Annotated in this window: 13 protein-coding genes; 5 read left to right on the forward strand and 8 right to left on the reverse strand. The window is 48.6% G+C overall.

Going from position 1 to position 10,296, the window contains the following annotated elements:
- Positions 1-542 (forward strand): type 1 glutamine amidotransferase domain-containing protein (locus tag F8N00_RS12430; RefSeq protein ID WP_421018318.1); only part of this gene is annotated, 542 nt, incomplete at its 5' end.
- Between the two features lie 54 nt (positions 543-596).
- On the forward strand, positions 597-884 hold the full coding sequence (locus tag F8N00_RS12435; protein ID WP_421018319.1) for a putative quinol monooxygenase: 288 nt from the start codon (positions 597-599) through the stop codon (positions 882-884).
- A 68-nt stretch (positions 885-952) separates the two neighbouring features.
- Here the strand turns inward: F8N00_RS12435 and F8N00_RS12440 are convergent, their stop codons facing one another.
- Positions 953-1,807 carry a LysR family transcriptional regulator gene (locus F8N00_RS12440; protein ID WP_421018320.1) on the reverse strand — a complete coding sequence of 285 codons (855 nt, stop codon included), beginning with the start codon at positions 1,805-1,807 and terminating at the stop codon, positions 953-955.
- A 201-nt stretch (positions 1,808-2,008) separates the two neighbouring features.
- A complete protein-coding gene (locus tag F8N00_RS12445) occupies positions 2,009-2,359 on the reverse strand; it encodes a potassium channel family protein (protein WP_023468138.1) in 351 nt (116 codons plus the stop codon).
- Positions 2,360-2,788: 429 nt separating this feature from the next.
- Here F8N00_RS12445 and F8N00_RS12450 point away from each other — a divergent pair, with 429 nt between their 5' ends.
- Positions 2,789-3,283 (forward strand): hypothetical protein, encoded by a 495-nt coding sequence (locus tag F8N00_RS12450; RefSeq protein ID WP_075642256.1) that lies wholly within the window; start codon positions 2,789-2,791, stop codon positions 3,281-3,283.
- A 64-nt stretch (positions 3,284-3,347) separates the two neighbouring features.
- Here the strand turns inward: F8N00_RS12450 and F8N00_RS12455 are convergent, their stop codons facing one another.
- Complete coding sequence (locus F8N00_RS12455; RefSeq protein WP_421018321.1) at positions 3,348-4,379, reverse strand: zinc-binding dehydrogenase; 1,032 nt, start codon at positions 4,377-4,379, stop codon at positions 3,348-3,350.
- A 169-nt stretch (positions 4,380-4,548) separates the two neighbouring features.
- Here F8N00_RS12455 and F8N00_RS12460 point away from each other — a divergent pair, with 169 nt between their 5' ends.
- A complete protein-coding gene (locus tag F8N00_RS12460) occupies positions 4,549-5,625 on the forward strand; it encodes a peptidyl-alpha-hydroxyglycine alpha-amidating lyase family protein (RefSeq protein WP_421018322.1) in 1,077 nt (358 codons plus the stop codon).
- Between the two features lie 108 nt (positions 5,626-5,733).
- Entirely contained in the window at positions 5,734-6,171 is a 438-nt protein-coding gene (locus F8N00_RS12465; protein ID WP_075642254.1) for a hypothetical protein, read from the forward strand.
- A 43-nt stretch (positions 6,172-6,214) separates the two neighbouring features.
- Here F8N00_RS12465 and F8N00_RS12470 read toward each other — a convergent pair whose 3' ends face one another.
- The 5 genes from F8N00_RS12470 to F8N00_RS12490 form a co-directional block, all read right to left on the reverse strand.
- Complete coding sequence (locus F8N00_RS12470) at positions 6,215-6,682, reverse strand: hypothetical protein (protein WP_075642253.1); 468 nt, start codon at positions 6,680-6,682, stop codon at positions 6,215-6,217.
- Positions 6,683-6,806: 124 nt separating this feature from the next.
- A complete protein-coding gene (locus F8N00_RS12475; protein ID WP_421018323.1) occupies positions 6,807-7,253 on the reverse strand; it encodes a MarR family winged helix-turn-helix transcriptional regulator in 447 nt (148 codons plus the stop codon).
- A gap of 13 nt (positions 7,254-7,266) precedes the next feature.
- The gene (locus F8N00_RS12480) at positions 7,267-8,472 is read right to left on the reverse strand and encodes an MFS transporter (RefSeq protein WP_075642251.1); all 1,206 of its coding nucleotides are present in this window, start codon (positions 8,470-8,472) and stop codon (positions 7,267-7,269) included.
- Between the two features lie 180 nt (positions 8,473-8,652).
- Positions 8,653-9,474 carry an SDR family oxidoreductase gene (locus F8N00_RS12485; protein ID WP_421018324.1) on the reverse strand — a complete coding sequence of 274 codons (822 nt, stop codon included), beginning with the start codon at positions 9,472-9,474 and terminating at the stop codon, positions 8,653-8,655.
- 25 nt (positions 9,475-9,499) lie between these two features.
- Positions 9,500-10,296: aldehyde dehydrogenase family protein (locus F8N00_RS12490; RefSeq protein WP_421018325.1), on the reverse strand; the 797-nt coding region annotated here is incomplete at its 5' end.

The following is a 10,296-nucleotide window of genomic DNA, read 5'->3' on the forward strand; positions in this document are numbered from 1 at the left end:
CGGTAACGGTCTCAAGTCCGAACGGCGGCGAATCACCAATCGACGCACGGAGCCTTGAAGACGAAGTTCCAGCTGAGATCCAAGCGACAGCTCCACTCTTGAAAGAGACACTTGATTTGAAATCAATCAAGGACTTCTCAAAATTTGATGCAATCTTCATGCCAGGTGGACACGGTACGATGTTCGACTTGCCACAAAGTGATGCCTTGAACAACGCCCTTCGGACAATGTTTGAAGCGAACAAGACGGTCGCTGCGGTCTGCCACGGACCAGCTGGACTCGTCAGTGCGACACTCTCAGACGGAACACCACTCGTCGCTGGAAAGACGATCGCAACGTTCACGGATGAAGAAGAACGCGCAACAGGTCTTGACGTCTACATGCCATTCTTGCTCGAGACACGTCTTCGTGAACTCGGTGCGAACATCATCACGGCTGACAACTTCATGGAAAACGTCCAAGTCGACGGAAACCTCGTCACGGGTCAAAATCCACAGTCCACGATTGCGGTCGCGAAAGCCGTCATCAATACACTTAACTAATCGAAACTAGGGATCCTTTGGATGAAGGATCTCTTTTCATAGGAGGTTCTATCGATGATTCAACTGATTGCCCGGATCGAAGCGCATCCGAATCAAGGCGAACAGCTCGCTTCTATCATCGAAGGTGTGATCGCCCCTTCGCGTGTAGAAGCAGGGTGTCTGACGTATCAGGCACATCGCGCAATCGACAATCCGAACGTCTTCTACTTTTATGAACAATGGCGTGATCAAGACGCCTTCGATCAGCATATCGCCTCACTGCACTATCAAGCTTATCGAGCAGACAGTGCCCATCTCGTCGCTGATCGTGCATTGACGTTCTTAAATGACGTATCGAAGTAATGTATATTTCATAAAAAAAAGTCCAATCCTCAAGCATTTGCTTGTGGATTGGACTTTTTTCATACAATTCAACCTAACGCCTTAATCACCTGTTGCAAAACCGGATCATGACGCGAGTCCGTTCGATAGGCGACGTATAATTGATTCGTTGCGAATCGTTCCGGTGCAATCCGTTGTACCCGTCTAGCACTGACCGCTGCCTCGACGAGATAATCAGGCAGGACGCTAATCCCGTGTCCTGCTTCAATCGCTTTTAGTATCGCATCGACGTTCGGTAAGATCATTTCCGGACGAATGCCCGGTCGTTCTCCGAACTGCGTCTGATAGTACCGACGAATGATCGGCAGCTCGAGTCCGTAACTGATCCAGCGCTGACGGTCCATCCATTCCTTTAAATTCGCTTCCGGAGCATCGTATCCGATTGGAGCGATCAAATGAAAGCGTTCGTCAGCAATCGGGACGTACTGAACGCCCGGCTCATCGATCCGCTTCGTTGCGATGATGAAGTCGAGCTCATTCGCAAGCAAGCGTTGCAACAAGGGAACCGTCAAATCAAAGACTGCCGTGAACTGTGCGACGTCGAGCGGTAGCTTCGGTACGATCCCATGTGTGACGAATTCCGTCGGTCCCCCGAACTTCAAGACCGGACGAGATTGTTCCCCCGCTTCGTACTTCATCTCAAGCGATAACTCCTCGAGCCGATCAATCAATCCGACGACTTGTGTATAGAGAGCTGTTCCCGCGTCCGTCGGAATCATTTGCCGCGGCGCACGGATGAATAAGGATGTCTCTAGTTCTGCTTCTAGTGCCGCGATATGCTGGCTGACCGCCGGTTGCGTCAAAAAACGAATTCTTGCCGCTGCCGAGACGGAACGCTGTTGGTAAACATGAATGAAACTGCGATACCATTCAAAATCAATCATATGGTTTCTCCTTTTGCTTGGTCTTTCTAAAAAGTATAGATTCATTCAATCCATAAGACAAATAACGAATAATTTAGTAAGTCATAAATTTATTTATCGCATAATGAGAGAGGATTTCCAAAATGTTTCGTTAGAAGTTCCTCTATATAGAACTCAACGATTGCTCCGCGGATCATTGCAAGAAAAGCGTCAAATCTGATTTCATTTCTGCTCTTCTTTCTTTTTCTTCTCCCGGTGATATTGTTTTAATGCCATATTGACGTTTACGATGACGGCACTGAGAACACCGACGCCAAGCATGACGTACACGATCGAAAACAATTTACCGAACGCTGTCTGTGGGACGAGATCCCCATATCCGACCGTTGCGAGCGTCATGACGGAGAAATAAAAGGCGTCCAGAATACTGAACTGTTCGACATTGTGATAGAAGACCGTTCCAATCAAAAAAAGGGCCCCGACCATGATCATCAATGCCTTCTGTTCTTCTTGTTTGAATAAGATACGAATGACATGAAAAAAATTTCGGATCAAGATAAAGAACGCCAGCATGCTTTTTCCTCCTCAGTTCCGTCATAACGGCATACGTTCATTGAACAATTTCTCTAGTTGGTCAGGATCAAGTTGATTCAAGTCAGAGATCAGGAAACAATCGATTCGTTTTGATGACTGGATCTGTAAACTTTAATCCGTCCGTAGGAGCTATTTGACACCGAGCAACGTCGCGATCAAAATAAAACTACAGTTGATCAGGAACAGATATCTGCACCGAGCGCGTAGGTCATGTTCTGATTCGCAATGCTGTTATAGACGATGGCAACAAGGCAGTGGCGATTACGACACCGGGAACGTTTGCGCAATCAGTTCGTCACTCAGAAACGAGTCACGCCATTTAAGTCATTGGTTTATATTTACCCATTTTTAGTGTCTTCGCCTTATTTCCCTTATGAAAAAATCCCTTTACTGAAAGGTGCATCGTTCATGAAAAAATTTCGCGGCAAACGCCGTTATTTTAAAAATCTCGAACTTGAATTCAAAAGTTTTTCTTCTCCTGCCTATATTGATCCAGACGTTTGGTTTAACGACTGGCACGAGCACCCTGACTTTTATGGACATGGCAACGCGAGTCTGCGTATTCGTAAAGCACATCTTCGGATCGCGTCGAGCGCTTTGCAAAACATGCGGCAAAAACTAGTGGAAAATCAGATTGAACATCAGCTTTACATAACGATTGTCCTCGAGGATGCTTCACAAGACGCATTACATGTCCACACGCCGAACCCGGACGGGACTCCTTTCCCACTCGAACGGACTCAGTCACTTCCGCTTTCTGCAGATGTTCCAAAATGGATAACGGAGCTGTTCCCAAACGATATGTATACGATTCATCAATCACAGGAGGAATTGGTTGATTATACGGAAGAGACACCTGTCAGCTCGAACGTCACCTTTTTTTACATCTTGCCTAACCGTTAACGATACGACAACGAGCTACCCTTTCCATCACAGGAAGAGGATAGCTCGTTTTGTTCGGTTTCTCTTATGGTAGCAAGACGACCTTGCCGAACTTGCCAGCTTGTTTGAAGTACGCTTGGGCTTCTCGCGCTTCAGCGAGCGGGAACGTCCGGTCGATGACGGGCTGAATCGTCTGAGTCCGAACGGCCTCCAGTAATTTCTCATAATCATGGCGATTGCCAAGGACGGACCCTTGTAGGCGGATATGTTTCAAGTAAAGTGTTCGAAAATCGAGCGACGTCACCTGTCCCCCGGACGATCCGGAAATACAGTACGTTCCGCCGCGCTTCAGCAGATCCAGTCCTTGTTTGAACACCGCATCGCCGACGACGTCGAGAATCGCATCGACCGGACCGACTTCTTTCATGATCTGCTGATCCCAGTCCGGCTCACGGTAGGAAACGACCAGGTCCGCCCCGAGTTCGTGCAATTGATCCGTCAGCTTCAAGTCACCGACGAGTGCGACGACACGGGCACCGAAGACACGTTTCGCAATCTGGACGTTGAGTGAACCGACACCGCCACTGGCGCCTGTTACGAGAACCGTCTGTCCTTGTTGTAAGTCGAGTTGCTCGACCATGTGCCACGCCGTCAATCCACTGACCGAGAAGACCGCACTGTCCGTATAGGAGGCAAGCGGCATCTCGTAACAGAGTGCGAGCGGCCAGCAGACATATTCCGCGTACCCGCCATCATACTCAGAGCCGATGAACGATAAATCCTCGGCACTCTGTTCGTCAGCGATTTCTCCACTCGCCGTGAACGGAAACAAGACGACGTCGCGTCCGATTTCCGTCTCGGCGACACCGTCTCCGACCGCGACGATCCGTCCGCTGATGTCTGAACCGGGAATCCGGGGAAACTGCACCCCTTCTGCTTTCCAGCCGGATTCACTCTCCGCACCATAGGCGCCTTCCCGCATCCAAATTTCTGTATTGTTCAAGGCACAAGCTTTGATTTCAATCAGTACCTCGCCTTGTTTCGGTTGTGGTATCTCTTGATCGATATAGGCGAGCTGCTCAAGCCCACCATGCCCCGTTACGGTGACTGCCTTCATGTTTTTGCCTCACTTTCTTTCCCTCATATGATATCTCTCTTCTTTACCCATCTATCCTGATTTTAATATCCTGCTTCCGTAACCCGCAGTCTCCTCCTATAGAATGATTCGTCCTCGTTTAATATCTAGATATAATATGGATACGAATTTACGTCTGGAGGAACAATGTATGAAAAAAAGATTGATCTTTATAGGGACATTAGCAACCATCACGGTGCTGGGTATTTCCTGGTCGAGAGGTGGCGCAGATCCCGTCATGAAAGACAACTATTCACCCATCCCAAAAGATACGATGTATCGCGGTCAGGTCGCTTGGCCACTAGAAACGCGCGATCGTTCGATTGCCGGGGAAGCGAGCGGCGTCGCTGTTGCTCCGAACGGTGACGTCTACTATTTACACCGAGGTAGTAATTCATACGGCGATGACACCTACATCACAGAACCGACATTGATCGTGCTCGACGGAAAGACGATGCAGGTGAAGAAGCGGTTAGGCACCGGTCTATTCAAGTCACCGCACGGTCTCGAAGTCGATGACCAAAACAATATCTGGATTACCGACATCAGTCTGAACCAAGTCTTCAAGCTCGATGCGTCCGGTAAAGTCTTGCAAACGTTCGGAAACGCATATGGTCCGTTCACGGAAGTCGGTCTGCGCATCCGAAACGTCTTGCCAAGCATCCCGCTACAGCTGGATGAAAAGACGTTCGCTCGTCCGACAGACGTCACCGTTTTCAAGGACGGCTCGTTCGCCGTATCTGACGGCTACCGGAATAGTCGCATCGTCATGTTCGATCCAAAAGGAACAGTCAAATGGGAAGTCAATGAACTCGGCAAACAAGACGGACAGTTCAATCTGCCGCATGGGATCAGTAGCGACGATGAGATGAATCTCTATGTGGCGGACCGGGACAACGCCCGGGTCCAAATCTTTAATCGAAACGGCAAACACATCGATACGTGGTCGTCAAAAGAACTCGGTCGACCGTACGGGATCGAAGTCGGCGCGAACGGTAAAGTCTACGTCGCCGATGGTGGAAACTATCTTAATGGACAAAAAAAGAACGCGCAAAGCCAAATCGTCATCTTGAACAAACAAGGAAAGATCGAGAAACGATTCGGTACATGGGGCAAAGAAGCAGGACAACTCCGGATTGCGCACGACATCGCGGTCGGTTCGGATGGAACGATTTATGTCGCGGAGTTGTTGAACAAGCGACTACAACTGTTCTCTGAAAAAAGATGACAAGTGCACTCGTAAAGTGTAAGAAATAAATAGTCTTTCCTTAAAAAACCTCTTCACTCGGTTCGCTCTATTTTTGGTAAAATAAAGCAAACCAACTGGAGGTGTCTCATGAAACGTGCTTTTGCGTTAGTTGTCCTACTGATCCTTGTCGTCTGCACCATCGTTTTCGAACCGTTCCGTGGTGCGCCACCAAATCCCGAAGTCGAGGCAAACGGAAAGGATGTTCCGACCGTCCAAGGGTCTTACTGCTGGGATAGCTTACTTCGCAGTCGATGCGGTGATAAAATTTACCGCGATGGACTCGATATGGCAAATGGACAAAAAACAGTTAATGTTTCTGCCGGCGCATCCGTTCGCGTCAAATTATCAGGCAATCCAGAAGAAGTTAAGCTAACACAATGGGACGAACAGAAAAAGAAATCTCCTGTTGTATTGAAAGATGACCAATTCAACGTCCCGACAGAACCTGGTCTCTATGCGTACGAACTAAACTCGCGCTGGAAACAAGGAGACGGACAATTCGGATTCTTACTGAAAGTGCAGTGAAACAATAACCCCCTTGACGTACGATGACGTCAAGGGGGTTATTTCATCCTGCTTGGTGATAAAGTTGCAAAATGCCAAAGACAGTCAAGATCATATACCCTGTCCCGATGAACAGAAAGACCGGGTGAATCAATTGATCCTTCGGTTGGCGCGTAATGCCTTCGAAGAAACAACCGGTGATGAAACCAAGAATCAAGATTCCAAGATACATCAATATGAACGTCAGGATGCGACCTCCAAGACCAGTCTGCAACAAAAATGGCGAGAGCCAAATCAGTATCCCAATAAAACTAGCAAGCCCAAGAATTCCGATCACGATACCGTATAGCGGTCGTACTGTATTCAGACGCTTGAAAAAACGTTGTCGCTCAACGAGCATCATCGCCGACAGACATGTCAGTAAGAACACTACCAAAAAGTAGAGCGTTTGTGAGATTGGCTCCGTCATCGAGAAGAGTGGCGTGCTGAGTACGACAAGTAGTGGCAATACGCTAAGTATAAAGAATTTCACTGTCATTCTCCTTTCAGTGAATCAATATAAAAGGTGTTTCTGAATCACTTATTACTTAGCGTATCATACAAATCATTCCAGGATTTTCCCGTTTGATTCGTTCTGATTATGAAAATCCGTTTACTTACGATCGATGGAGTTCCTGAAATCGATCAATCATGCGCACAAGGGAACGATTGATGATATCCAGTTCCATTTCGTCAAGAATCGTCGTCATCTCCTCCGCCAATTGCTCTTCAATCTCACCCATCTTTCGCAAGTAGGCTACCCCATTCGTATCGAGTTGGATGAAACTTTCCCTTAAGTTTGCTGGATTCTTTCGACGCTTGATGAATGTACGTCCTTCTAAAATCTTGAGTACTTGACTGACCGCACTCTTCGAGATCCCCATCGTTCGTGCGATTTCCGTCGACGTCCAGGAGTCTTTTCGTTTGAACAATAGCAGTAGCTGTTCTTGTTGTTGACTCAAAGCAAACGGATTCAACGCTGTGAAAAACTTCGCCAGCTGAAGATCTAGTTCATCGATACGCCGATACATCGTCAAGATGTCCTGTTTTTTAGATCCTTCCATTGTTTTCCTCCTGTCATGAAATGTTCCGAAAATCTCGACTTCTGCGATAGAGTAACAGACCACAGATGAGACCAATCACTGCGAACGCAATCAGCAGAAACTGAATTGGAATTTCGATCGCGACTAACAGCGATAAGACCGCGAACGCAATCGGTTCTAGACCGGAAGCGGCAAGCGCCATGATGCTCATGACGCGTCCGATCTTATCCGGATCACTCCGCTCCTGTAAAATCGTCACGGTCGGCAGATAAACGAGCATCAACAAAAATCCACTCATCGCTGCCGTGAAGGCAAGTAACGGAATCGATGCCACCTGGGTGTACAGCAAGAAAGCACCTAACGTCAAAAACAGCGCACGAAAGACAAACCGACCGCGATGAATCGACCTTAGAAACAACACGACGACACTGGCAGCAAATGTCCCGACAGCAAGACCACCTTCGATGAGACTGAGATCCGCCGCTGACCCTTTCGCTGCGCCGACGAGAATCGGGATGCTCATGATCAACGGTCCCATGACGAATAGATTGACGATGGCAATCGACAACGTACCAGCACGTAAGACAGGCGTCTCTTTGACATACCGAATCCCTTCGCGTAAGTCGCGTAAGACCTGACGAATCAAGAGGACGGCGGTATCCGGAATAGGATCGCGAATCAGCCGCGGTAGGACCAGTACGGCTGCAATAAAGATTAAGATCATCGCTGTCCCGAAGCTCAGTCCAAATCCCCCTTGCGTCAGCAGAAGTCCCGCGAGAAACGGACCGACGACGAACATCAATTCGAGTGATCCTTGAAATAAGGAATTCGCCCGCTGTAATTGCGACGCAGGAACGAGAGACGGCAACAAGGACGATAAAGCAGGATAAGACATGCCATCCAAAATGCCAAACACGACAGAAATCAACAAGAGTGTCCCGACCGAGTACGCATCAGCGTAATGTAAAAGCACGACACCGAGCATCAAGAACGCCTGTCCGAGATTCGTCCAAAAGAGAAGACGGCTCTTCTGGAATCGATCGGCGAACACGCCACCAAACACCATCATGATGACCCGGGGCAACGACACGGCTGTTAATATCAGACCAAGCAAGGCAGGCTCTCGCAAGACATCAATCGTCAACCACGACACACTCAAGAAGAAGATCGCAAAGCCGAGCGTTAATGTCATACCGGACAACCACATGAAGACAAAGCGTTGATTCCTCAGCACAGCCATGAATCAGACTCCCTTTCCTTTATAGTTAAGTTAACTAAACTATATGAAGCGACCGATTGCTTGTCAACGGAGCAATCGGTTAACGAGGCTTACTAAAAAGTTAGTCTCTATAAAAATAAGGATGGCAGAATGATGATCTGCCACCCTTACCTCATTCTTTTTTACGTCAGCCGCAACTAATCATGCTTTTTCGATGACACGACGAACGATTCGGAAAAAGACCGCGTGCGGCAAGAATCGTTTCAATCGAATTAAGTTCGCTGCGTTCTTGCCGACGGGATAACGCATCTTTTTCGAGTCATCCATCACGGCACGGTGAATCGCACCCGCGACGACTTCCGGTCCTTCGGCTTCTTCTCCTGCTGCATTCGAATTTTTGAGCGCCGTTTTCATATAGTCGGCATAATCCACGATGTTCGTTTGCACGAGATCTTGCGACCGTCCGTAGAAGTCGGTCTTGATCGGTCCTGGTTCGATCAGTTTGACGGCGATCCCGAGCGGAGCAAGCTCATAATGCAGCGATTCCATGAATCCCTCAACAGCCCATTTCGAGCTGTGGTACAGGCTATAGATTGGAAACGTGACTTGTCCCCCGACGGATGTCACGGTCACGATCTTCCCCTTTCGTTGTTTTCGAAAGAGTGGCAATGCCTGACGCGTCACGTTCATGACGCCGAAGACGTTCGTATCGAATTGACGTTTGATTTGCTCCGCTGTCGCCTCCTCGAAGATGCCGACCGCACCATACCCTGCATTGTTCAACAGGACGTCGATCGTACCGAAATCGTTCGTGATGGCTTCAAAGGCTAGACGAATGCTCCTCTCGTCCGTGACATCCAGTACATACAAGCGAACGCCTGGTAATGAGGCGAGGTCACTTGACGTCTCCGGCTTTCGCATCGTTGCTGCAACATGCCATCCTTCCTGACTGAACCGCTCGACGGTTGCCCGACCGATTCCGCTAGATGCTCCTGTGATGACGATCGTTTTCTTTTGTTTCATTGTGGATTCTCCTTTGTAGTTTGACTTAGCGTGCAAAATAACGTTTTGCGATGTTCATTTTTTTCGACGTATATGGCGCGTAGCGTAACGATGGATCAAGTTTCGTCGACGTTTTGACGATGCTCTTCGCATGCGAGAACGTCTCAAAGGTGTGTCTGCCGTGATACGCCCCCATCCCGCTACCACCGACTCCACCAAACGGCAGTTCAGCGTTCATCAGATGCACCATGCCATTGTTGATACATCCTCCTCCGAACTCGACGTGCTCCAAGAAGTAGGATTCCATCTCCGATGATTCCGTATAGAGATATAAGGCGAGTGGATAACGGTTGCGGCGAATGATCGAGATAGCTTGTTCCGGTGAGCTGAACGATACGATCGGAAGTAACGGACCGCAGATTTCTTCATGCATGATGTCGTCCTCAAGCGATACAGCGTCAAGCAACGTTGGCTCCACGTAGCGATCCGCTAAATCGATTCGTCCTCCGTGAACGATTGTGCCTTGTTGCATCAGACGTTGCAGAGCGTGTACGCGTCGCTCATTGATGATGCGTCCATAACTTTCACTCAGTTGTGGATTCGCTCCGAAAGCACGTCTGATTTCTGTTTTTAGCAACTGGATCAACGCCTCCTTGACTGTCTCTTCAACGAGCAGATAATCCGGACAGACACACGTTTGACCGGCATTGAAGAATTTCGACCAGACGATCCGTTTCGCTGTTACCTGCAGATTGGCACTCTTATCGACGATGACGGGACTCTTCCCGCCAAGCTCAAGTGTCGTCGGTACCAGTTTGGCAGCCGTCTTCATGGCGATATGTC

This window comes from Exiguobacterium sp. A1_3_1 (assembly GCF_048985645.1).
Taxonomy (GTDB): Bacteria; Bacillota; Bacilli; order Exiguobacteriales; family Exiguobacteriaceae; genus Exiguobacterium_A; species Exiguobacterium_A indicum.

Bases quoted from the DNA above. Each gene is read 5' to 3' on its own strand.
- F8N00_RS12435 (WP_421018319.1), top strand. From the start codon at position 597: ATGATTCAACTGATTGCCCGGATCGAAGCGCATCCGAATCAAGGCGAA.
- F8N00_RS12440 (WP_421018320.1), bottom strand. From the start codon at position 1,807: ATGATTGATTTTGAATGGTATCGCAGTTTCATTCATGTTTACCAACAG.
- F8N00_RS12445 (WP_023468138.1), bottom strand. From the start codon at position 2,359: ATGCTGGCGTTCTTTATCTTGATCCGAAATTTTTTTCATGTCATTCGT.
- F8N00_RS12450 (WP_075642256.1), top strand. From the start codon at position 2,789: ATGAAAAAATTTCGCGGCAAACGCCGTTATTTTAAAAATCTCGAACTT.
- F8N00_RS12455 (WP_421018321.1), bottom strand. From the start codon at position 4,379: ATGAAGGCAGTCACCGTAACGGGGCATGGTGGGCTTGAGCAGCTCGCC.
- F8N00_RS12460 (WP_421018322.1), top strand. From the start codon at position 4,549: ATGAAAAAAAGATTGATCTTTATAGGGACATTAGCAACCATCACGGTG.
- F8N00_RS12465 (WP_075642254.1), top strand. From the start codon at position 5,734: ATGAAACGTGCTTTTGCGTTAGTTGTCCTACTGATCCTTGTCGTCTGC.
- F8N00_RS12475 (WP_421018323.1), bottom strand. From the start codon at position 7,253: ATGGAAGGATCTAAAAAACAGGACATCTTGACGATGTATCGGCGTATC.
- F8N00_RS12480 (WP_075642251.1), bottom strand. From the start codon at position 8,472: ATGGCTGTGCTGAGGAATCAACGCTTTGTCTTCATGTGGTTGTCCGGT.
- F8N00_RS12485 (WP_421018324.1), bottom strand. From the start codon at position 9,474: ATGAAACAAAAGAAAACGATCGTCATCACAGGAGCATCTAGCGGAATC.